A 20,057-nucleotide genomic window follows, 5' to 3' on the forward strand; every position below is an offset into this window, starting at 1 on the left:
CGTGGATGAACCGATTCCGCCGGCTCCTCGTCCGCTGGGAGAAGCGCGAGCAGAACTACGAGGCAATGCTCCATCTCGCCTGTGCCTGGATCACGATGAAACTGGCTGGGGTTTTCGGATAGGCTCTAAGGGGAAAATGTGCGCCGTTCGACGCCGACTTTTCGGCAGGTTTGATCCGCGAGTGGCTCGACTTCCCGTCCCCGAGCGGCAGAGGGCGAAAACTCGACCTCGTCGTCGCAGAACCTGATCCGAACAGCGGAAAGCCCGAACTCAGCCGCCTTCGACTCTGCATCGAGAACAAGTCCGTCGTAACGGCTCATCGGAATCGCACCAATCGATACGACGACCTCAGCGATGTCGTAGGAGTCCTGCATGCTCGCCGACCAGAAGCGATCCTCATTGCAACCGTGCTGATCGGCCTCTCGAAAGACGTATTAAACGTCCCGGATCGCGTGAAACTCCTGGCCGGAGATTCATTCGAGAGCAGCGTGCGACCTCGACTCTCCACTGGCGACGCGAGTCTGTGGTCCGAGTTCCCCCGCGCCGTGAGCAGGAACCGCGACAAGGATGCCGAGAAGAGCGTCGCGAAATTCCGGGAGCTGCCGCTTCGCCCGCCCGCACGAACTGACCTGCCCGCCTACGACTTCGTGCTCCTGGTCCCTGTTCATATCGACAACGTAAATCCCCCCTCGGGTCGCGCGCGACAACCCGCTCGGAATCGACATCGACGCCGAGTACACGGCGATGCTCGACAAGATCTGCAGGGCGTACGTCGCGCGCTGGCACATGTAGCGTGTCCTCAGCTGCGCTAACCGAATCCCTCGACCTCCTCCGCATCGCGGCTCTCGCAGCCGCCCTCCTCCTCGCACTTTCGCTCGAGCACTTCCTCCCGCACGCGCGCCTCGCGCACCGCGCGGGCGCGCGGCGCACGAACTTCGCGCTCTGGCTGCTCGACGCGCTCGTGATGCGCATCGTGTGCGGCGCGTGCGGGTTCACGCTCGCAGCGTGGTGCGAGGCGCGGGGCTTCGGGCTGCTTCACGCGCTCGCGGCGCCGGCGTGGCTTGCGCTGCCGCTCGGCGTGATCGCGCTCGATGCGGTGTCGTACTTCTGGCACCGCGCGAATCACCGTGTCGCGTGGCTCTGGCGCTTTCATCGCGTGCACCACGCAGACCGCGCGTTTCAGGCGACCACCGCGCTGCGCTTCCATCCGGGCGAGTTGTTGCTGGCGCTGCCCCTGCGGCTCGCGGCGATCGCCGCGTTCGGGCTCTCGCCGCTCGGTGTGCTCGCGTTCGAGATCGTGTTCGGCGCGATGAATCTGCTCGAGCACGGCAACTTCGATTTGCCCGCGCGGCTCGAGCGCGCCCTCGCGCGCGGCATCGTCACGCCTGCCCTGCATCGCCTGCACCACTCGCGCGACGCGAGCGACCTCAACTCGAACTTCGGGACGGTGTTGTCCGCCTGGGACCGCGCGCTCGGAACGCTCCGCGAATCGAGCAGCGAGGAGCAATTCGAGACTGGTTTGCCCGGCGCGCTCGGCGAGCGCGAGATGACCCTCGCGCGCGCGATCGCGGCACCGTTCGCAGCTGGGAGCGCGACGCGCGCCTAGGGCTCTCGCGCCGTGGCGATCTGCCGTAACAACCGCGCCTCGCGCTCGAGGTGCTGCGTGATCTTCGCGAGCGCAGCCTCTACGACCCGACGCGCCGCCTCGCGATCCTCGTAGGCCAGGGCCTCGCGCGCGCGCGCGATCTCGACATCGAGGCGCTCGCGCTCCTCGAACAACGCGGCGGCCTCGGCTCGAATGGTGCTCGTGAGGCTCGCGTCATCGCGGGGCGCGGCGACGCCTTCACCCCCGACTGTCCGGCGCGGGCTCGGCGATTGGGGCGCGCTCGGCGCCAGGCTCGCGGGCGGCTGCTCGCGCTCGGGGCACACGGCGCCCTTCGGCGCGAACAGCAGCTTCCCGTCGCCACCGTACATGCACGCGCCGCTCACTCCGCGCGCCGCGTTCGCGCCGAGAATGTGCGGGCGCACTTCCTGGGCTTGCGCCGCGGCCGCGAGCGCCAGCCACAGCAACGCCCCGCTAGTGAGGAATCGAGGTCGTTTTCGCACGGCGACGCCCTCCCGTTCCCTCCGCTTCGGCGCGATCGCGAACGCGCGGCGTGACGCGCGTTGCGGCAACTCGGTAGCTGCGCGTGGCACGCCGCGGCGTTGCCGCGATGGCGGTCACGAACCGGTTGGCGACTCGCCGGTGTGACGGTTGCGGTCCCGGGGCGCACGCCGCGCGCGCGGAATCGCGGTTTCGGCGTCTGACGCTGGAACCGCGATTCGTCCGATTGCGCCCGCTCGCGCCCGCCTACGCGCGCACCGCCTCCAGCACCGTCAGCGGGCTCCGCGTCTTGTGCGCCTTCAGCAGCTTCAGCCCCGCGCGCGCGAACAGCGCGCTGAACTCGGGCAGCGTGCGCTCCTGGCCGCCGGGACCGACGAGCATGTTGATGTCGAGCCACTTGCTCCAGTCGGGCGCGTTGCCGGGCCTAATCACTCGGTCGACGACGAGCACACGCCCGCCGGGCGCCATCGCGTCGCGACAGAGTCCAAGGATGCGCTCGCACTTCGCGTCATCCCAATCGTGGATGATGTACTTCATCAGGTAGGCGTCGGCGCCGGCGGGGACGCTCTCGAAGAAGCTGCCGCCGACGCGCTCGCAGCGTTCGCGAACGCCGGGCGCCGAGATGAATCCGCTCGCGTCGGCGCCGGCGACGACCTGCGGCTGATCGAACAGCACGCCGCGCAGCTTCTTGTGCTTGCGCAGGATCGTCGCGAGCAGGTGGCCGTGTGCACCGCCGACGTCGACCAGCGTGCCGAGCTTTTCGAACGGGTAGGCGCGCGCGATCGCGTCGTTCTCGGGGGCGGAGATGCTCGCCATCGAGGCCGAGAACTGGCGGTCGTCGTCCGGGTGATCGCGCAGATAGTCGAAGAGCGGGCGGCCGAACTCGAGGTCGAAGGCGGTCTTGCCTTCGCGCACCGCGTCGGTGAGGCGCTCCCACGAGCGGTAGTTGTACGGCGCGACGATCATCAGCGCGAAGTCGCGCGCGCTGCCCGGCTTGTTACGGAGCGTCTGGCCGAGCGGCGTCAGCTTGAAGCGGCCGCGCGCGTCTTCCGCGAACACGCCCACGCTCGCGAGCGTGCGCAGCAGGCGCCGCAGGTACGCCGCGTTCGCGCCGACCTGCTTCGCGATCGCGTCCGCTGCGAGCGCCTTCGTGCCGAGCGCGTCGGGCACGCCCAGCTTGGCGACTGCGAAGACCATCTGCGCCACCCAATGGCCGGTCATCAGCTCCATCATGCGCGCTTGCGGCGAAACCTTCGGCACTCGTGCTCCTCTCGTACGCGCGTCGCGGCGCAGGGCGCGCTTTGCGTAGCATGGCCGTCCACCGCGAAGGAGCCCCGATGTCCGACTTCTGTCTCACGCAGCGCGAAGGCCACCTCTTCCTCGTCACGATCAATCGCCCCGACGTGATGAACGCGCTGCACCCCGCAGCGAACCGCGCGCTCGCGGCGGCGTTCGACGAGTTCGCGGCGGACCCGGAGCTGTGGGTCGCGATCATCACGGGCGCGGGCGATCGCGCCTTCAGCGCAGGCAACGACTTGAAGAATCAAGCGAGCGGCGGCGACATGAGCGGCCAGCCCGAGAGCGGCTTCGGCGGCCTGACGAGCCGGCACGATCTCGTGAAGCCGGTGATCGCCGCGGTGAACGGCGTCGCGATGGGCGGCGGCTTCGAGATCGCGCTCGCGTGCGACTTGATCATCGCCGCAGAGAACGCGGTGTTCGCGCTGCCCGAGCCTCGCGTCGGCCTTGCTGCGCTCGCGGGCGGCGTACACCGCCTGCCGCGCCAGATCGGGCTCAAGAACGCGATGGGCATGATGCTCACGGGCCGCCGCGTCTCGGCGAAGGAAGGGCAGCAGCTCGGCTTCGTGAACGAGGTGGTGCCCGCGGGCCAGGCGGTTGCGGGCGCGAAGAAGTGGGCCGCGCAGATCCTCGAATGCGCGCCGCTCAGCGTGCGCGCGAGCAAGGAGGCGGCGATGCAGGGCCTCGGCTTGCCGCTCGAGCAGGCGATGGGCGGCCGCTACGCCGGAGTCGCCACGATGGTGAAGAGCCAGGACTTCATCGAAGGCCCGCGCGCGTTCGCGCAGAAACGCGCCCCGAACTGGCAGGGAAAGTAGTCAGACCGTCGCAGCCGCGCGGCCGAGCTCGCGCGCGGCGCGCCAATAACAAAACGCGCCGATCGGGTACGCGAACATCGCCACCACCAGCGCGTAGCGGATCGACTGCGCGCCGTACTCGGGCGCGAGCGCGTCGCTGAGGCCGCCGACGAGCCACGGCCCGAGCCCGAGGCCGATCAGGTTCAAGAAGAACAGCAGCACCGCGCTCGTCAGCGCGCGCATGTGCGCGGGCACGAGGTTCTGCGTGGTCGCGTACGTGGGCGGCGGCCACATGCCGCCGACGATGCCGATCGGCGCGATCACGAGCAGCGCGAGCCATGGGCTCGGGCTCAGCACGAACGCGATCTGCAGCGGGAACGCGAGCGCTGCGGAAGCCGCTGCGACGAGCATGGGCGCGCGCGGGTCCCGCTTCGACCAGCGGTCGGAGAGAAAGCCGCCGAGGTAGCTCGAAGCGACGCCCGTGAAGAGGTTCACGAAGCCGACCGCGAAGCCGGCGGTCGCGAGCGAGAAGTCGTGCACGCGCATCAGGAACGAGGGCTTCCACACGCCGAAGCCGTAGCCCGCGAAGGCGGAGAAGCTGACGCCGCCGACCATCCACCAGAACACGCGCTGCGAGAACAAGAGGCGCGCGACGTCCGCGACGCGCGTGCCGCGGGCCGCGGCGGGGCGCGGCGGCTCCTTCACCGTGAAGGCGAGCACGCCGGCGAGCGCGATGCCGGGCAGGCCCATCCAGATGAACGCGCTGCGCCAACCGTACTCCTGACCGATCCAGCCGCCCGCGACGTTCCCTAACAATGTCCCGAGCGGCACGCCGAGCGCGAAGATGCCGAGCGCAGTCGCGCGCCGGTCTTGCGGGAAGTAGTCGGAGATCAACGCGAACGACGGCGGCGAGCCGCCCGCCTCGCCGAGCGCCACGCCGATGCGCGCGAGGCGCAGCTGCGCGAACGACGTCGCGAAGCCGGTGAGCGCGGTCATCGCGCTCCAGATCGCGAGCGACGCCGCGATCACCGTGCGCCGCCCGAACAGGTCCGCGACGCGCGCCACCGGAATGCCAGCGACGGTGTAGATCAGTGCGAAGAGGAAGCCGGTCAGCAGCCCCATCTCGCCGTCGCTCGCACCGAACTCCTTCTTGACGGGCTCCATCAGGATCGCGAGCAGCTGGCGGTCGAGATAGTTGAAGGCGTAGACGACGGTCAGCAGCGCGAGCACGTAGTTCGCAGTGCGCGGCGGAATTGTTACGGCGGCTGCGGCAGCGGGCTCGGAGTCGTTCACGCTGAGCACGCTATCCCAGCGCGCGCCCGTCAGTCTGCGCCGACTCGCTCCACGCGGTCGTCCGCGAGGCCTTGGACCTTGTCGGCCACGCGCCTCGTCACCGGCTGGGAGCCGTGCTCGCCGGGATCGCCGGCGGTCGACTCGTCGCGCGCGAACAACCCGCCGAACGCCCCGTCGACGCCTTCCGTCGCAACGGTGGCGGCGGCGTACACGCCGAGCACGAACAACACGATGGCGAAGAGGCGTCCCATGCCGAACGTCTCGGCGCGCGGGGGCCGCGGCTTTACCCGCGCTCGGCGATGTCGGCGATCTCGGCGAGGTCCGAGACGACGTGATCGGGCTTCGGGCCTGCGTGCTTTGCGAGCGCTTCCTCGGTCTTCGCCACGCGGCGCGTGATCCATGCGGTGCGCATGCCGAGCGCCGCCGCGCCACCGATGTCGGCGCTCAAGCTGTCGCCCACGTGCAGCGTCTCTTCCGGGGCGGAGCCGAGCGCACCCAGCGTCGCGCGGAAGATCTCGGGGCGAGGCTTGAGGAAGCCCACGGCGTCGCTCACGAGGATCGCGTCGAAGTGCCAGCGCAGGCGCGCGGATTCGAGGATCGCGAGCGCCGTCTGCGAGTGCGAGAAGTTCGAGCACACCGCGAGCTTCACGCCGCGCGCGCGCAGTCGTGCGAGCACGTCGCCGTGGTGCGCGAGATGGCGGACCTGGCCGACGAGCAAGCCCATGTGCAGCGACGTGAGGCGCTCCGCCAGCTCCGGATGTGCGAGCCCGAGCCGCGCGAGCACGAAGTCGAAGCGCTCGCGCGTCGGGAACTCGCGCCCCGCCGCGTGGCGCGGCTGCATCACTTCCTCGATCACGGCGCGCTGCGCGGCGGCGAACTCTTCCAGCGTGACCGGCGCGTGCTGCGCCACCTCGGCGTGAAGCACGCCGGCGGTCGACGGAAACGTACGGCCGTTCAGCGTGACGAGCGGCAGGCCCTCCATGTGCACGTCGACGAGCGTGTCGAAGAGGTCGAAGACGACGGCGCGCAGCGGCATGCGCGCAACCTCGCGCATTCACTCGCGCGCGGCGAGTGCGCGCTCGCGCGCGAGGCGGCGGCGGTACGTCGTGCGCGGGAGCCCGAGTGCGCGCGCCGCGGCGGCGACGTTGCCGTGCGCGTCGCGCAGGCTGGACGCGCAGCGCGGGCTCGGCGCAAAGCTCGCGGTATCGAGGTCGGCGAGCAGCGCGTGCGCGTCGCTCGCAGCGAGCTGCGGCGGCGCGCCGAGCGCGACGACGCGTTCGAGTGCGTTCGCGAGCTCGCGCACGTTGCCGGGCCAGTCGTAGTCGCCGAGCGCGGCGACGAAGCTCGCGTCGAAGCGCGGCTCGGCGAGCGCGCAGGCTGCCGCCGCGCGAGCGAGGCCGGCGGCGATCAGCAGCGGCAGATCCTCGAGCCGCTCGCGCAGCGGCGGAAGCGCGAGCGTCACGACCGCGAGGCGGTGATAGAGATCGCCGCGGAACTCGCCGCGCGCGACGGCGCCCCGCAGCGCGACGTTCGTGGCGGCGACGACGCGCGCTTCGAGCGCGAGGACGTCGCCGCCGCCGAGGCGGGCGAAGCGCCGCTCGCCGAGCGCCCGCAACAAGCGCGGCTGCAGCTCGCGGGGCAGCTCGCCCACTTCGTCGAGCAGCAGCGTGCCGCGGCCTGCGCGCTCGAGCGCGCCGGCTCTGCGTGAGTCCGCACCGGTGTACGCGCCGCGCTCGGCGCCGAACAGCTCGGCCTCGGCGAGGCTGGGCGCGAGCGCGCCGCAGTCGAGCACCGCGAACGCGTGTGCGCGCCGCGGCGAGAGGCGGTGCAGCTCGCGCGCGGCGAGCGTCTTGCCCGTGCCCGTCTCGCCGAGCAACAGCACGGGCGTCGGCAGCGGCGCGAGCTTCGCGAGGCGCGCGCGCAGCTCGCGCATCGCGAGCGAGTTGCCCAGCAGCGCGCTCATCTCGCCTCCCCATCCAGGAGGCGCACCCTAATCGCTCAGCGCTCGCGCGTGTGCGCCAGCCTGCGTCCGCTCGCGTGCGCTCCACGCGACCGGGTGCACTTTGACGCTATTTGCCGCGCAGCTTGCGGTTCGCGAAGAGCAGCAAGAGCGCGCCGCCGGTCGCGATGACGAGGCTCGGGACGTTGAACCCGCTGACGACGCCGAGGCCGAGCTGCGTCGAGATCCAGCCGCCGACGACTGCGCCGACGATGCCGAGCAGCATCGTCATGAAGATCCCGCCCGGGTCTTTACCCGGCATGATCAGTTTCGCGAGTGCGCCAACGACCAGTCCGAGCACGATCCAGCTGAGAATTCCCATCGCGAGCTCCTCCGAACGCGCGCCACCCTATCACCGCGCGTGTGGCGACTACGGCGAGATGCGGGCTCGCGTTCGGCGGAGGCGCGCGTCAGGCGGCGAGCCCCGCGTTCGCGCGCAGGCGCTCGATGCGCTCGTCGAGCGGCGGGTGCGTCATCAAGAGGCGCGCAAAGCCGCCGCCGGACTTCGAGGTCGAGATGCCGAACGCCGCAAGCGACTCCGGCAGCGGCGCACTCTCGCGCGTCTTGAGGCGCTCGAGCGCGCCGATCATCTTGCCCGGGCTCGCGAGGCGCGCGCCGCCGGCGTCGGCACGGAACTCGCGCTGGCGCGAGAACCACATCACGACCAGCGAGGCGAGCATCCCGAACACGATCTGCGCGGCCATGCGCGCGATGAACGCGCCGATGCCGGGGCCGCGGTCTTCCTCGCCGCGGCGGAGGAACGAGTCCACGATCATGCCGACGATGTACGAGAAGAAGATCACGAACGTGTTCAGCACGCCCTGGATCAGCGTGAGCGTGACCATGTCGCCGTTCGCGATGTGGCTGACTTCGTGCGCGAGCACGCCCTCGACTTCGTCGGTCGTCATGCCGCGGAGCAGGCCCGTGGAGACGGCGACGAGCGCGGCGTCGCGGCGCGCGCCGGTGGCGAACGCGTTCGGCGTCGGGTCCTCGTAGATCGCGACCTCGGGCATGCCGATGCCCGCCGCCTGCGCCTGGCGCGCGACGGTCTGCACCAGCCACTGCTCGGTCTGCGTGCGCGGCTCCGTGATCACCTGCGCGCCGACGGAGCGCTTCGCGATCGTCTTCGAGAGCGCGAGCGAGATGAACGAGCCGGTCATGCCGAACAGCGCGGACATGATGAGCAAGCCCGTGAGCTGGGTCTCGATGCCACGCGCCGCGAGCATCTGGGGCACGCCGAGCAGCTGCATGGCGACGCCCGCCACAAGCATCACGGCGAGATTGGTCAGCACGAAGAAGAACACGCGCTTCATCGGTCACTCCTGCGATCGGGAATCGCGGAAGCTTGGGAGGCGATCGCTCAGCGTCAAGTGCCCGGCCGAGTCAGGCCGCCGCCGCGCCCGTGATCCAGCGGCGATAGGACGCCGGCGGCAGGAAGGCGAGCTGGAGGTTGATCGCGCAAGCCAGGCCGCCAATCGCGGTGCAGAAGCGCGCACCGACGTGCGTCGTCCCGTCGCCGCCCAGCAGCGTGACGACGAACGCTGGAGCGACGGTGAGGGTCGAGAACACGCCGATCCATGCCCAGAGCAAGAAGCGGTTGGCGACGAGCGGATCGGCGAGCCCGAGCGCCAAGCGCTTGCGCGCTTGTTGCCAGCAGAGAAGACCCTCGAGGCCGGTCCACGGATACAAGACCAGCGCGGCTGCCTGGATGACGAGAACGCCGCCGCTGGGTGTGCGGAGGGTGGTCAGGTCGGGCGCGTTCAGCGCGTGCTCGATCCCGAAGACCAGGCCGAATCCGGTGGCCGCGATTCCCGCGAGCATCAGCGCGCGAGCCCAGCCGACGCCGGGTCGAAACACCTGCTTGGTAAACACGAACACTCCCACCCAGCCAGTCGCGAGCGTGCTGACCGATCCGATCGAGAACCAGCGCGTGGCATCGAGGGATAAGTTGCCGACGCTGCTGAGGAGGATCAGCGGATAAGCGACTGCCGAGAGGATGAAGAGCGAGAAGCCGACGATGAAGTCCGGCACCTGCCGAGTGCGCTTCGCGAGAAGAAGTAAGCGAGCGCCCACCAGGGCTCCGGCCGCGATGAAGGCTGCCGTCGAAACGAGCAGCAATACATCGAGCACGCTCAACCTCCGAGGCGCCGGAACACTGCGTCGGGCGTGTCGGCGCCGCCGGTCGTAGTGAGGCGCCGGACCTTCGCGGCGATTTCGTTGCAGATTGCCGCGCCACCTTGCACGCCGCGGCTGGCGAGCTCGCCGGGCAGAACCTTCTCCGTCACCACCGCCAACTGCTCGGGTGTCACCGAGCGGGAGTCGAGTCCAGCCTGCTTCAGGGCGATGCGTACCGTCCCGCGCGCGGCGAGCCGATCGAGCGACGTGCGCGATTCGAGCTGGCTGCAAACGAAGTCGAACGCCTCGGCGTCGGCCATGCGAGCGCCCCCCTTTGGCGGTTTCGGCCCGTCCGCGAGGGCACTTGAGGCGCGCCGTGCCAGCGCCGAGTGCTCGCGGGATATGCTCGGCCGATGCGGACAGTCCTCCTTCACTGCGCGCTCGCGCTGCTCGCGAGCCTGTGCTGCACCGCGCCGGTGGCCCCGCCCGGGGCGCTGGCGCCAGACCCTCCGCCGCTGCCACGCGGGCGCGTGCGCGTCGAGGGCATGCGCACCCTCGGGCCCTATCTGGAAGCGCAGCTCGTCGGGAACGCGGGGCGCCAGGGCTTCCTGTTCGTGCCGAGCGAGTCGTGCCGCGCCGTGCTCGCGACCGGCTCGCTCGTGCGGATCGAGGCGACGCCGCCGCTGATGACCGTGGTGGGCGCGAAGGGCACGCGCTGCACCGCGCGCGGCATCTCCGGCCTTGCCGGGTGGCGCGACTCGCTCCCGCAGCGCCGCAGCTCGCTGCTCGTGCTGACCGAGCCCGCCGAGCTCGCGCTCGTCGCAGAAGCGCCGGACTACCTGATCGCGAGCGGCAGCCTGCCACTCGCCTTGGAGCTGCGCTGGAGCAAGGCCATGGACGTGGCCGTGGTGCTGCCGAACACGCCTGCATGCCGCGCCCACCTCGCGCGCGGCAGGACCGAGCACGAGTTCCGCGCGCGCGGCGACGACGCCCTCGTGCTGCGCGGCCGCCTCGAGCCGTGCCCGATCCGCGCGCTCGCCGAGCCGGTGCTGCTCAACTGAGTCCCTAACAAGCCCAGGAGCCCGCGATGCAACTTCGCCAGATCGCCCTCGCCGCCCGCGACCTCGCCGCCACCGTCGACGCCCTCACGGACGTGCTCGGCATCGAGGTCGCGTTCAACGATCCGGGCGTCGGTGTGTTCGGCCTCGAGAATGGCGTGATGCCGATCGGCGAGACGTTTCTCGAAGTCGTCTCGCCCGCGCGTGCGAACACCACCGCCGGCCGCTGGATCGAGCGCCGCGGCGGCGACAGCGGCTACATGGTGATCTTCCAGGTCCCCGAGCTCGCCCCGCACCGCGCGCGGCTCGAGCAGCTCGGCGTGCGCATCGTGTGGGAGGGCAAGCAGAAGGGCGCGGCGACGCTGCACCTGCATCCGCGCGACGTCGGCGGCGCGATCGTCTCGATCGACGTGATGGACGAGCCCGGTGCGTGGGAGTGGGCGGGGCCGAAGTGGCGCCAGCACGTCCGCACCGACGTGACGCGCGCGATCGTCGGCGCCGAGCTCGAGAGCCCCGAGCCCGAACGCCTCGCCGCGCGCTGGAGCGAAGTGCTCGCGCTGCCCGTGACGCGCAGCACGGTCGGCGCGCCTGAGATCGCGGTGGGCGGCGGCGTGCTTCGCTTCGTCCGCGGCGCGAGCGACGGCGTCGCCGGCGTGCTGCTCGATCTCGCGAGCCCAGAGCGCTTCCGCGCCGCCGCGCAGAAACGCGGCGTGCTCGCAGCCGACGGCGCCGCACGGATCGCGGGAACCAGATTCGCGGCGCGCTGAGGCGGGCGATCTGTACCCACCCAGAGCGCAGCGAGGAAGGGAAGCAGCGGGGACGTTCCGCAAGAAAGTAAAGCGGACCTTCTTTACCTACTTGCGGAACGTCCCCGGTTCTTTTGCGACCCGCCGATAAGATGCGCGACCCGTTCGGAGCCCCGCATCGAACCCGCCGCCGACGCCGCCGCGAATCCGCTCGCCAGCTCCGACGTGCGCATCGTCGCGCGCGACGGTCGCGAGTTCGTGCTGGTCGGCACTGCGCACGTCTCGCGCGAGTCGACCGAGCTCGTGCGCGCCGTGATCGAGGCCGCGCAGCCCGACGGCGTCTGCATCGAGCTCGACGCCGGCCGCTACGCCGCGCTCTCGCAGCCGCAGCGCTTCGAGCAGCTCGACCTGCGCCAAGTGCTCGCGAGCCGCCAGCTGCCGACGCTGTTCGCGAACCTCGTGCTCGCCGCGTTCCAGCACTCGCTCGGCGTGCGGCTCGGCGTGCGTCCCGGCGCGGAGCTGCTGGAAGGCGCACGCGCGGCCGAGGCGATCGGCAAGCCGTTCTTTCTGTGCGACCGCGAGGTGCGCATCACGCTGCGGCGCGCGTGGGCAGCGCTCTCGTTCTGGAAGAAGTCGCTGCTCGCCGCGGCGCTGGCCGAGAGCCTCGTCGCGCGGCCCGAGATGAGCGAGGCCGACCTGCGCGAGCTGCGCGAGCGCGACGTGATGACACAGCTGCTCGAGGAGCTGGCGAGGTCGTTCCCCGGCATCAAGACCGTGTTGATCGACGAGCGCGACGCCTATCTCGCCGAGAAGATCCGCTCCTCGCCGGGAGCAAAGCTCGTCGCGGTCGTCGGCGCCGGGCATCTCGCGGGCCTCGCTGCGCACCTCGAGCGCGGCACCGAGATCGCACTCGCACCGCTCGAGACGATTCCGCCGCCGTCGCAGTGGACGAAGTGGCTCGCCTGGGGCGTGCCGGCGCTGATCGTCGCGACCGTGGTGTGGCTCGGCATCGAGAAGGGCGCTGCCGAAGTCGAGGCGACCGCGCTGCAGTGGATCCTCGCCACCGGCACGCCCACCGCGATCGGCGCCGCGATCGCCTTCGCGCACCCCGGCACGATCCTCGCCGCGTTCCTCGCGGCCCCGATCACCACGCTCTCGCCGCTGATCGGCGCCGGCCACGTCACCGCGTTCGTGCAGAGCTACTTCCGCCCGCCGTTCGTGGGCGAGCTGTCGCGCGTGCTCGACGACCTGAGCTCGTGGCGCGGCCTCTGGAGCAACCGCTTGCTGCGCATCCTGCTCGTGTTCGTACTGACCTCGATCGGCGGGATGCTGGGCATGTGGGTGGGCGTGGGCCAGATCGTGGGTCGCGTGATCGACTGAGCCGCACGCGAAGCGAAGTTCTCGCGAACCCGTCCCCCGAGTCCGCGTAGCATCGCCTCGAACTCGGAGGTGATCTCGATGGCGATCTCTCGGCCCGGACTCAAGCGCTCGCGCGATCAGCGGATCATTGCCGGCGTCTGCGGCGGCATCGCGGAATGGCTCGGCTGGAACGCAGGGGTGACGCGCCTGCTGTACGTGCTGATCACCGTGACGACCGCGGTGCCCGCGATCCTCTACTTGATCCTCCGGATCGCGATGCCCGAACGAGACCGCGACGAGTTCTGATCCGGGCTGAGAGATTGCAGTTGTCAGGCCCCACGGCCCTCTGTTACAAGGCCGCGACCCAGAGGAGCGCGCAATGAAACTTCGTAGACCACACGCCAGCGCGCCCTCTCCCCGCGAAGCGAGTCGCTGACTCGATCCTGAGCCGGAGGCACGGAGAGGCGCACCAACCGCCTCCACTCCTCTCCTCGCTTGGATCGCGTCATGACAGAAGCCTCTTCGCTCGCGCCGCCGCCCGGGGCGCTCACTGCAGAACCGCCCATTCGCGGCACCCTCGCCGAGCTGTTGAAGCTCGGCTGGCCGATCGTGCTCACACAGCTCTCGACCACGCTGATGGGCGTGGTCGACTCCGCGTTCGTCGGCCGCCTCGGCGCTGCGGAGCTCGGCGCCGTCTCGCTCGCGAGCACCTGGAGCTGGGCGCTGTTCTCGCTCTTCCTCGGCTCCGCGAGCGCGGTGCAGACCTTCGTCGCGCAGGCGCAAGGCGCGGGCGACGATCGGCGCTGCGGCACGTGGGCGTGGCAGGGCCTGTGGGGGATCGTGCCGCCGACGGCACTCGCGGCGATCGCCACGTACTACGCCACGCCGATCACGCTGCCCGCGATCTTCGAAGCGCTCGGCAGCTCGCCCGCGCTCGTCGCGCCGGCTGTCGAGTACCTGCAGCCGCGCTCGCTCGGCATGGCCGCGCTCGGCGTCATCTTCGTGTGGAACGGGTTCTTCCGCGGCGTCGGGATGACGTGGGTGCCGCTGCTCGTGGGCCTGTTCGCGAACCTCGTGAACGCCGCGCTCGACTACGCGCTGATCTTCGGCGAATTCGGCGCGCCGCGGCTCGGCATCGCGGGCGCCGCGATCGCGACGGCCTTCGCGGAGTTCCTCGATGCGGCGATCCTGATCGCGGTCGCGCTCCACCCGAAAGTGCGCGCGCGCTTTCACACGCAGCCGCGCCGGCCCGACGCGACGAGCTTCCGCCGCCTGCTGCGCACGGGCCTCCCGATCGGCGCGCAGTGGGTGTTCGACTCGCTCTCGTTCGCGGTGTTCACGCTGCTGCTCGCCGCGATGAGCGCAGAGTCCGTCGCCGCGAGCCACGCGTTCATCATGATCGTGAACGTCTCGTTCATGGTGTGTCTCGGCGTCTCCGGCGCGACGCAAACGCTGGTGGGCCGCGCCGTCGGCGGCGGCCAGCCCAACCTCGCGGTGACGGCGCTGAAGAACGGAATGCTCGTGGGCGTCACGATCTCCACGGCGCTCGCGGTCGCGCTCACGACGATTCCCGAAACGCTGATGCGGATCTTCACCGCCGACCCGATGGTGCTCGCGCTCGGCGTCTCCGTGCTGCGCCTCGGCGCGGTGTTCCAGCTGCTCGACGCGATCCACATCGTCGCGATCGGCGCCCTGCGCGGCGCCGGCGACACCTTCTGGCCGGCCGCGTGCCAAACGGTGCTGGCGTGGCTCGTGTTCGTGCCCGGCGCGTGGTTCTTCGGCGTGCACCAGGGCCACGGCCTCACCGGCGCCTACGTCGGCGGCACGCTCTACGTCGCGCTGCTCGCGGGCGGCCTCGTCTGGCGCTTCGCGTCGGGGAAGTGGCGCGGTATGCGGATCTAGCTCGGCCATCGGTGCCTGGCACCGATGGCCAGCGCCCGTGCGCCTCTGGTTGTGACCGCCCCTGTCACAACTCGCCCGCATCCTCGACGCGAAAGCTCGCTCGGGAGTCGCGCGGGCGTAGAATCGAACGCGGGGTTGGGGGATGGACATGGGCTTCGTCGAGATCGCGCTCGTCGCGATCGCCGCATTGCTTGCGGGCTGCGTCGTGCTGCTCGCGCAGTTGTTCCGGCGCGTGCAGCCGCCCGACGCCGCCGTCGCGCTCGCACCGCGCCTCGAGGCGCTCACGCTCGGGCAGGAGCGCACGGACCGCGCGCTGCGCGAGGAGCTGGCGCGCAGCCGCGACGAGCTTGCGACCCAGACGCGCCACCTGCGCGAGGAGGTGAACCTCGCGTTGCGCGACGTCGGCGCGGCCCTCGACCAGAACCTCGAACGCTCGCGCGACTCGATCGACGCGCGCCTGCGCGGCATGCAGGACGACAACCAGAAGAAGCTCGACGAGATGCGCGCGACCGTCGACGAGAAGCTGCAGGCGACGATCGAGCAGCGCCTCGGCGCGGCGTTCAAGCAGGTGAGCGAGCGCCTCGAAGCGGTGCACAAGGGCCTCGGCGAGATGCAGTCGCTCGCGGTCGGCGTGGGCGATCTCAAGCGCGTGCTCACGAACGTCAAGACGCGCGGCGGCTACGGCGAGACGCAGCTCGAGGCGCTGCTCGAGCACTGCCTCGCGGCAGGGCAGTACGCGAAGAACGTGCAGACGCGCGCCGGCTCAGCGGAGCGCGTCGACTTCGCAGTGCGCATGCCGAACGGTGCGAACGGCGAGCCGCTCTGGCTGCCGATCGACGCGAAGTTTCCGCAGGAGGACTACGCGCGCATTCAGGACGCCGCCGAGCGCGGCGACGTCGCGGCGATCGAGGACGCCGGCCGCGCGCTCGAAACGCGCATTCGCGGCGAAGCGAAGAGCATCCGCGACAAGTACGTCGCGCCCCCGCACACCACCGACTTCGCGCTGCTCTTCCTGCCGACCGAGGGCCTCTACGCCGAAGTGCTGCGCCGCCCCGGCCTCGTCGAGGCGCTGCAGCGCGACTGCAAAGTCGTCGTGGTCGGGCCCACCACGCTCGCCGCGCTGCTCAACAGCCTGCAGATGGGCTTCCGCACGCTCGCGATCGAGAAGCGCAGCCACGAGGTGTGGCGGCTCCTCAACGAGGTGAAGAAACAGTTCGGGCTGTTCGGCGACCTGCTCGTGAAGGTCGACGAGAAGCTGCGCCAGGCCTCCAACACGATCGGCGACGCCACGAAGAAGACGCGCTTCATCCAGGGCAAGCTGAACCAAGTCGAGGCGCTGCCGGAGCAAGAGCAGTCGCTGCTGCTGCCGGACCTCACGACACGCGGCGAACCCGAGTAGGGCCGGACTAGGCTGTCTCCTCACCCCGAGAGGAGAACTGCATGAAGGGCCCCGACAAGGCGATCACGCTCGACGAGTTCAAGGCGCTCGTCGGCAAAGAGCTCGGCGTTTCGGAATGGACGCTCGTCGATCAGAAGCGCATCGACGCGTTCGCCGACCTCACCGAAGACCACCAGTTCATCCACGTCGATCCCGCCGCAGCGAAAGCGACACCGCTCGGCTCGACCATCGCGCACGGCTTCCTCACGCTCTCGCTGGTCGCGAACTTCGGTTATCAGGTCGTGCCCGGCGTCAAAGGCGCGAAGATGGGTATGAACTACGGCATCAACCGCATGCGCTTCGTCTCGCCCGTGAAGGCCGGCTCGCGCGTGCGCGGCCGCTTCAAGCTGAAGAGCCTCGAAGATCAGGGCGGCGGGCGCTGGCTCAGCACGACGGAAGTGACGGTCGAAGTCGAGGGCCAGGAGAAGCCGTCGATCGTGATGGAGTGGCTCGGGATGACGTTCGTGTGAGTCGGTTGGCCTGAGGTCTTCGTCGCGAGCAGCGCCGCACGCTTCGGCGGGGCTCGCGCCGCTCACCCGCGTGGGCGCGTCGGTTGGCTGCCGCGCGGATGGATTGCCTTCTGGCGCCGACATGAAGCTGCGCGCGCGCCTCACGCCTGGGGATTCGCTCTGCGACCCCCGCCTCCGCGTGCGGCTCTTGCTTGGCTCGTCGCAGCCGCGCACCTCTCTCGGAATTGAAGGTGCCGCGCGCCGCGCCATTGAGGCGCGTCGCGCGGCACTCAACTCCTGGTCGCGAGCTCGAGTTGCGCGCCCGTCCACCCCATCACCGCGTCCTCACTCCGCACTCGCTCCCACGTGAACTCCCCCAGCAGCTCGCGCGGCGTCACCGCGGCCGCGCTCGCGCGCAGCCCGCATGCGCGCGCGAGCACGCCACACAGCGCGTTCGCGCTGTAGTGCGCGCGCAGCTCTGGGGCGGCGACGGAGCCGTGCAGCTTGGCGAGCTTGTCGCCGCGCGGTTCGAGCAGGAGGAGGTGGTGGCGGAACGCAGGCACGGCGAGTCCGAGCAACTCGCGCAGCGCGACTTGCAGCGGGGTGTGCAGCGCGAGGTCGCGGCCGCGCACCACGCGCGTGACGCCGCTCGCTGCGTCGTCGACGACGGATGCGAGGTGGTACGCGGGCGCAAAGTCGCGGCGGCGCACGACGGGGTCGCCGAAAGCGCGCGCGGGGTCGAGCGCGAACACCGCGCCAGACTCATCGTGCACCGCGATCTCGCGCGACGGCACGCGCACCCGCAGCGGCTCCGCACTCGCGCGCCAGCCAGCGGCGGGCAGTGCGCGCTCCCGGCACGTGCCTGGGTACGCGAAGCCGCCATCGGGCGCCGCGACGCCGTGCGCGCGAAGCGCCGCGCGCGAGCACGTGCACGGGTAGAGGAGACCGCGCGCGGCGAGCGCATCGAGCGCGGCTTCATGTCGCGCGCGCGCAGCGCTTTGCAGCTGCACCTCGTCCCAATCGAGGCCGAACCACGCGAGATCCTCTTTCAGCCCGGCGACGAGATCCGCGCGCGAACGTTCGGGATCGAGATCTTCGAGGCGCAGGATCACGCGTCCGCCGCGAGAGCGCGCGTCGAGCCAACACAGGAGTGCCGCGAGCAGCGTGCCCGGATGCGCGCGGCCCGTCGTGGATGGCGCGAAGCGGCCAGTGACGGTGCTCACGCTCGCGCACTCGCGGCGATGTCCCTGATAACTCGCGCGATATCTCCACCGGAATTGCGCACGCGCCGCCTTTCGCCACCGCTGACGCGAATTCAGCCGCACACCGTGGCGACCGCGCTTCGCAGCCTCGTAGCATTCGCGCACTCAGCGAGGCGCGCCATGGGACTACTCGAAGGCACCGTCGGCATCGTCACCGGCGCCGGCACCGGCATCGGGCGCGCCGTCGCGCTGCAGGCAGCGCGCGAAGGCGCGCGCCTGCTCGTCGCGGGCGTGAACCGCGCCGGCGGCGAAGACACGGTGCGCAAGATCGAGAAGGCCGGCGGCGAGGCGAGCTTCGTGGTCGCGGACCTGCGCCGCGAAGATCACGCCGCCGCGATGGTGCAGGAGGCTCTCGCGTCGTTCGGACGCCTCGACTGGGCCTGCAACAGCGCCACCAGCGGTGAGAGCGTGAAGCTGCTGACGGACCTGACGGAAGCCGAGTGGGACGACTTCGTCGGCGTCTCGCTAAAGGGCATCTGGCTCTGCATGAAGCACGAGATCCCCGCGATCATCTAGAGCGGCGGCGGCGCGATCGTGAACGTGGGCTCGATGGTCGGCTTGCGCGGCATGCCCGGCCTCTCGGCGTACGCCGCGGCGAAGGGCGGGCTGATCGCGCTGAGCAAGACGGCGGCCGCCGAGTTCGCTCCGCGCGGCGTGCGCGTCAACGTCGTCAACGCGGGCATGATCCGAACTCCCGCGAACGAGCGCTTCCAGAAGCTCTCTCCCGAGATCGCGAAGCGCGCGATCGAGAGCCACGCGCTCGGGCGCATGGGCGAGCCGGAAGAAGTCGCCGAGATGGCGGTGTGGTTGTTATCCGCGCGCTCCAGTTTTGTTACGGGCGAGTGCCTCGCGGTCGACGGCTGCTCGCAGGTGAAGGCGACGACGTTCCCGGTGGACTGAGCTCGAGGAGCCGCACATGGACGAGCTCGACTTCGCGATCAACGGCTTGTGGCTCGGCGGTCTCCAACTCCTCGCGTGGGTGGGATTGACTGCGCTGTGCGTCGTGCTGCTGGTGGATCTCATCCAGGACCGCACTCGCAATTGCCGCGTCGTGTGGGTGGACCTCGCCCTGATTCTCGCCGCGGCATTCACCGTCGATGCAGAGGTCGACGCTTCCCGCGTGCCATTCAGGCTCTGCGCCTCGTTCGTCCTTCTCGACGTTGCCGTTGGGCGCCGGTGGCAGCGCGGCGAATTGCGAACCGCGTAGATCGCGCCGTTACTCTGCGCGCGCCATGACCGCCGCACGCCCCGACGAGCTCCTGCGCACGCTCTCCGAAGACGGCAGCGTGTCGGTGCGTGCGCTCGTGGGCAGCGACCTCGTGCGAGAAGCGGCGCGGCGGCACGAGACGTCGCCCGTCGCGACGGCCGCGCTCGGGCGCGCGTTGTTAGGGGCGGTGCTGATCGCGTCGCAGGGCAAGGATGCGGAGACCGTGGAGATGCGCTTTCGCGCGCGGGGGCCGCTCGGGCACGTCGTCGCGATCGCTGACGACACGGGCCGCGCGCGCGGCTACGTGGCGAACCCCGGCCTCGACCTGCCGCTGCGCGGCGGCCGCCTCGACATCTCGCACGCGATCGGCCTCGGCGAGCTCGCCGTCGTGCGGTTTCGCCCCGGTTGGCGCGAGCCGTACACCGGCATCGTGCCGATCGTCTCCGGCGAGATCGCCGAGGACATCGCGCTCTACCTGACGGAGTCGGAGCAGACGCCGTCCGCCGTCGCGCTGGGCGTGTGGCACGAGCCCGACGGCGCGCCGGCCGCTGCGGGCGGCTTCCTCGTCCAGTCGCTGCCGGGCGCGAACGACGAAGTCGTGAAGCGCATCGAGCAGAACGTGCAGCGCCTGCCGGCGATCTCGCGCCTCGTGCACGACGGCGCCGGCGCGGCGGATCTCGTCGCCCTACTGCTCGATGGCGTCGGCCGCCGCGATCTCGAATCGAGCGCGCCGCAGTTCTACTGCGCGTGCGATGAAGACCGCGTGCTGCGCGCCGCCGCGATGCTCGGACGCCGCGACCTCGAGGACGCAATGGCCAAGCGCGAGCAGCTCGAAGTGCGCTGCGTATTCTGCGCGGAGAAGTACGCCGTCGATCCCGAGCGGGCGCGAGCGCTGCTGCTCGATGCCTAGAGCCTATCCGAAAACCCCAGCCAGTTTCATCGTGATCCAGGCACAGGCGAGATGGAGCATTGCCTCGTAGTTCTGCTCGCGCTTCTCCCAGCGGACGAGGAGCCGGCGGAATCGGTTCATCCACG

27 protein-coding genes are annotated in these 20,057 nt (G+C 70.5%); 14 read left to right on the forward strand and 13 right to left on the reverse strand.

From position 1 onward, the window contains the following. On the forward strand, positions 1-122 hold a 122-nt coding region (locus FJ091_20655; protein ID MBM4385766.1), incomplete at its 5' end, for an IS5/IS1182 family transposase. A 3-nt stretch (positions 123-125) separates the two neighbouring features. Here the strand turns inward: FJ091_20655 and FJ091_20660 are convergent. Beyond that, positions 126-374, reverse strand: a complete 249-nt coding sequence (locus FJ091_20660) for a hypothetical protein (protein ID MBM4385767.1) — start codon at positions 372-374, stop codon at positions 126-128. Between the two features lie 419 nt (positions 375-793). Between FJ091_20660 and FJ091_20665 the strand changes: the two genes are divergently transcribed. Next, the gene (locus tag FJ091_20665) at positions 794-1,606 is read left to right on the forward strand and encodes a sterol desaturase family protein (GenBank protein ID MBM4385768.1); all 813 of its coding nucleotides are present in this window, start codon (positions 794-796) and stop codon (positions 1,604-1,606) included. Here the strand turns inward: FJ091_20665 and FJ091_20670 are convergent. Both FJ091_20670 and FJ091_20675 read right to left on the reverse strand, forming a co-directional pair. Continuing rightward, positions 1,603-2,070 (reverse strand): hypothetical protein, encoded by a 468-nt coding sequence (locus FJ091_20670; GenBank protein ID MBM4385769.1) that lies wholly within the window; start codon positions 2,068-2,070, stop codon positions 1,603-1,605. The genes FJ091_20665 and FJ091_20670 overlap by 4 nt on opposite strands. A gap of 280 nt (positions 2,071-2,350) precedes the next feature. Beyond that, a complete protein-coding gene (locus FJ091_20675; GenBank protein MBM4385770.1) occupies positions 2,351-3,364 on the reverse strand; it encodes a methyltransferase in 1,014 nt (337 codons plus the stop codon). 77 nt (positions 3,365-3,441) lie between these two features. On the opposite strand from FJ091_20675, the gene FJ091_20680 reads away from it, so the two are divergent. After that, complete coding sequence (locus FJ091_20680) at positions 3,442-4,215, forward strand: enoyl-CoA hydratase/isomerase family protein (protein MBM4385771.1); 774 nt, start codon at positions 3,442-3,444, stop codon at positions 4,213-4,215. Here the strand turns inward: FJ091_20680 and FJ091_20685 are convergent, their stop codons facing one another. The 8 genes from FJ091_20685 to FJ091_20720 form a co-directional block, all read right to left on the reverse strand. Next, a complete protein-coding gene (locus FJ091_20685; GenBank protein ID MBM4385772.1) occupies positions 4,216-5,487 on the reverse strand; it encodes an MFS transporter in 1,272 nt (423 codons plus the stop codon). Positions 5,488-5,516: 29 nt separating this feature from the next. Next, positions 5,517-5,738 carry a hypothetical protein gene (locus tag FJ091_20690; GenBank protein MBM4385773.1) on the reverse strand — a complete coding sequence of 74 codons (222 nt, stop codon included), beginning with the start codon at positions 5,736-5,738 and terminating at the stop codon, positions 5,517-5,519. Positions 5,739-5,770: 32 nt separating this feature from the next. Continuing rightward, positions 5,771-6,523 (reverse strand): HAD family hydrolase, encoded by a 753-nt coding sequence (locus FJ091_20695; protein ID MBM4385774.1) that lies wholly within the window; start codon positions 6,521-6,523, stop codon positions 5,771-5,773. Positions 6,524-6,541: 18 nt separating this feature from the next. Continuing rightward, complete coding sequence (locus tag FJ091_20700; GenBank protein ID MBM4385775.1) at positions 6,542-7,450, reverse strand: sigma-54-dependent Fis family transcriptional regulator; 909 nt, start codon at positions 7,448-7,450, stop codon at positions 6,542-6,544. 106 nt (positions 7,451-7,556) lie between these two features. Beyond that, positions 7,557-7,808 carry a GlsB/YeaQ/YmgE family stress response membrane protein gene (locus tag FJ091_20705; GenBank protein MBM4385776.1) on the reverse strand — a complete coding sequence of 84 codons (252 nt, stop codon included), beginning with the start codon at positions 7,806-7,808 and terminating at the stop codon, positions 7,557-7,559. Positions 7,809-7,896: 88 nt separating this feature from the next. After that, positions 7,897-8,799, reverse strand: a complete 903-nt coding sequence (htpX, locus tag FJ091_20710; GenBank protein MBM4385777.1) for a protease HtpX — start codon at positions 8,797-8,799, stop codon at positions 7,897-7,899. Between the two features lie 70 nt (positions 8,800-8,869). Next, positions 8,870-9,622: a hypothetical protein gene (locus FJ091_20715; GenBank protein ID MBM4385778.1), complete on the reverse strand. Its 753-nt coding sequence runs from the start codon at positions 9,620-9,622 to the stop codon at positions 8,870-8,872. After that, positions 9,619-9,921 (reverse strand): hypothetical protein, encoded by a 303-nt coding sequence (locus FJ091_20720; GenBank protein ID MBM4385779.1) that lies wholly within the window; start codon positions 9,919-9,921, stop codon positions 9,619-9,621. Before FJ091_20720 ends, FJ091_20715 begins: the two co-directional genes overlap by 4 nt. A 93-nt stretch (positions 9,922-10,014) precedes the next feature. Between FJ091_20720 and FJ091_20725 the strand changes: the two genes are divergently transcribed. From FJ091_20725 to FJ091_20755, 7 genes are all read left to right on the forward strand, one after another. Beyond that, positions 10,015-10,662: a hypothetical protein gene (locus FJ091_20725; GenBank protein MBM4385780.1), complete on the forward strand. Its 648-nt coding sequence runs from the start codon at positions 10,015-10,017 to the stop codon at positions 10,660-10,662. 26 nt (positions 10,663-10,688) lie between these two features. Then, entirely contained in the window at positions 10,689-11,426 is a 738-nt protein-coding gene (locus FJ091_20730) for a VOC family protein (protein MBM4385781.1), read from the forward strand. A 156-nt stretch (positions 11,427-11,582) separates the two neighbouring features. Continuing rightward, positions 11,583-12,785, forward strand: coding sequence for a TraB/GumN family protein (locus FJ091_20735; GenBank protein MBM4385782.1), 1,203 nt, complete (start codon positions 11,583-11,585; stop codon positions 12,783-12,785). A 78-nt stretch (positions 12,786-12,863) separates the two neighbouring features. Next, complete coding sequence (locus tag FJ091_20740; GenBank protein MBM4385783.1) at positions 12,864-13,070, forward strand: PspC domain-containing protein; 207 nt, start codon at positions 12,864-12,866, stop codon at positions 13,068-13,070. Between the two features lie 201 nt (positions 13,071-13,271). Then, the gene (locus FJ091_20745) at positions 13,272-14,666 is read left to right on the forward strand and encodes an MATE family efflux transporter (protein ID MBM4385784.1); all 1,395 of its coding nucleotides are present in this window, start codon (positions 13,272-13,274) and stop codon (positions 14,664-14,666) included. 148 nt (positions 14,667-14,814) lie between these two features. Next, a complete protein-coding gene (gene rmuC, locus FJ091_20750) occupies positions 14,815-16,065 on the forward strand; it encodes a DNA recombination protein RmuC (protein ID MBM4385785.1) in 1,251 nt (416 codons plus the stop codon). Positions 16,066-16,106: 41 nt separating this feature from the next. Then, on the forward strand, positions 16,107-16,574 hold the full coding sequence (locus tag FJ091_20755; protein ID MBM4385786.1) for a MaoC family dehydratase: 468 nt from the start codon (positions 16,107-16,109) through the stop codon (positions 16,572-16,574). Positions 16,575-16,843: 269 nt separating this feature from the next. Here the strand turns inward: FJ091_20755 and FJ091_20760 are convergent, their stop codons facing one another. Beyond that, the gene (locus tag FJ091_20760) at positions 16,844-17,776 is read right to left on the reverse strand and encodes a hypothetical protein (protein MBM4385787.1); all 933 of its coding nucleotides are present in this window, start codon (positions 17,774-17,776) and stop codon (positions 16,844-16,846) included. Positions 17,777-17,935: 159 nt separating this feature from the next. On the opposite strand from FJ091_20760, the gene FJ091_20765 reads away from it, so the two are divergent. The 4 genes from FJ091_20765 to hslO are packed head-to-tail and all read left to right on the forward strand — an operon-like array spanning position 17,936 to position 19,932. Beyond that, positions 17,936-18,331 (forward strand): SDR family oxidoreductase, encoded by a 396-nt coding sequence (locus FJ091_20765; GenBank protein ID MBM4385788.1) that lies wholly within the window; start codon positions 17,936-17,938, stop codon positions 18,329-18,331. A gap of 33 nt (positions 18,332-18,364) precedes the next feature. After that, the gene (locus tag FJ091_20770) at positions 18,365-18,715 is read left to right on the forward strand and encodes an SDR family oxidoreductase (GenBank protein ID MBM4385789.1); all 351 of its coding nucleotides are present in this window, start codon (positions 18,365-18,367) and stop codon (positions 18,713-18,715) included. 16 nt (positions 18,716-18,731) lie between these two features. Then, positions 18,732-19,022, forward strand: a complete 291-nt coding sequence (locus tag FJ091_20775) for a hypothetical protein (protein MBM4385790.1) — start codon at positions 18,732-18,734, stop codon at positions 19,020-19,022. A 25-nt stretch (positions 19,023-19,047) separates the two neighbouring features. Continuing rightward, complete coding sequence (hslO, locus tag FJ091_20780) at positions 19,048-19,932, forward strand: Hsp33 family molecular chaperone HslO (protein ID MBM4385791.1); 885 nt, start codon at positions 19,048-19,050, stop codon at positions 19,930-19,932. Positions 19,933-19,935: 3 nt separating this feature from the next. On the opposite strand, the gene FJ091_20785 is transcribed toward hslO, so the two are convergent. Next, positions 19,936-20,057: IS5/IS1182 family transposase (locus tag FJ091_20785; protein MBM4385792.1), on the reverse strand; the 122-nt coding region annotated here is incomplete at its 5' end.

It is taken from the genome of Deltaproteobacteria bacterium (assembly GCA_016875395.1).
Lineage (GTDB): Bacteria > Myxococcota_A > UBA9160 > UBA9160 > UBA6930 > VGRF01.

Coding starts and splice junctions, on each gene's coding strand:
- FJ091_20755 (MBM4385786.1), top strand. CDS start 16,107: ATGAAGGGCCCCGACAAGGCGATCACGCTCGACGAGTTCAAGGCGCTC.
- FJ091_20745 (MBM4385784.1), top strand. CDS start 13,272: ATGACAGAAGCCTCTTCGCTCGCGCCGCCGCCCGGGGCGCTCACTGCA.
- FJ091_20680 (MBM4385771.1), top strand. CDS start 3,442: ATGTCCGACTTCTGTCTCACGCAGCGCGAAGGCCACCTCTTCCTCGTC.
- FJ091_20695 (MBM4385774.1), bottom strand. CDS start 6,523: ATGCCGCTGCGCGCCGTCGTCTTCGACCTCTTCGACACGCTCGTCGAC.
- FJ091_20730 (MBM4385781.1), top strand. CDS start 10,689: ATGCAACTTCGCCAGATCGCCCTCGCCGCCCGCGACCTCGCCGCCACC.
- FJ091_20775 (MBM4385790.1), top strand. CDS start 18,732: ATGGACGAGCTCGACTTCGCGATCAACGGCTTGTGGCTCGGCGGTCTC.
- FJ091_20725 (MBM4385780.1), top strand. CDS start 10,015: ATGCGGACAGTCCTCCTTCACTGCGCGCTCGCGCTGCTCGCGAGCCTG.
- FJ091_20690 (MBM4385773.1), bottom strand. CDS start 5,738: ATGGGACGCCTCTTCGCCATCGTGTTGTTCGTGCTCGGCGTGTACGCC.
- hslO (MBM4385791.1), top strand. CDS start 19,048: ATGACCGCCGCACGCCCCGACGAGCTCCTGCGCACGCTCTCCGAAGAC.
- FJ091_20660 (MBM4385767.1), bottom strand. CDS start 374: ATGCAGGACTCCTACGACATCGCTGAGGTCGTCGTATCGATTGGTGCG.
- FJ091_20770 (MBM4385789.1), top strand. CDS start 18,365: ATGGTCGGCTTGCGCGGCATGCCCGGCCTCTCGGCGTACGCCGCGGCG.
- FJ091_20740 (MBM4385783.1), top strand. CDS start 12,864: ATGGCGATCTCTCGGCCCGGACTCAAGCGCTCGCGCGATCAGCGGATC.
- FJ091_20700 (MBM4385775.1), bottom strand. CDS start 7,450: ATGAGCGCGCTGCTGGGCAACTCGCTCGCGATGCGCGAGCTGCGCGCG.
- htpX (MBM4385777.1), bottom strand. CDS start 8,799: ATGAAGCGCGTGTTCTTCTTCGTGCTGACCAATCTCGCCGTGATGCTT.
- FJ091_20720 (MBM4385779.1), bottom strand. CDS start 9,921: ATGGCCGACGCCGAGGCGTTCGACTTCGTTTGCAGCCAGCTCGAATCG.
- FJ091_20765 (MBM4385788.1), top strand. CDS start 17,936: ATGGGACTACTCGAAGGCACCGTCGGCATCGTCACCGGCGCCGGCACC.
- rmuC (MBM4385785.1), top strand. CDS start 14,815: ATGGGCTTCGTCGAGATCGCGCTCGTCGCGATCGCCGCATTGCTTGCG.
- FJ091_20705 (MBM4385776.1), bottom strand. CDS start 7,808: ATGGGAATTCTCAGCTGGATCGTGCTCGGACTGGTCGTTGGCGCACTC.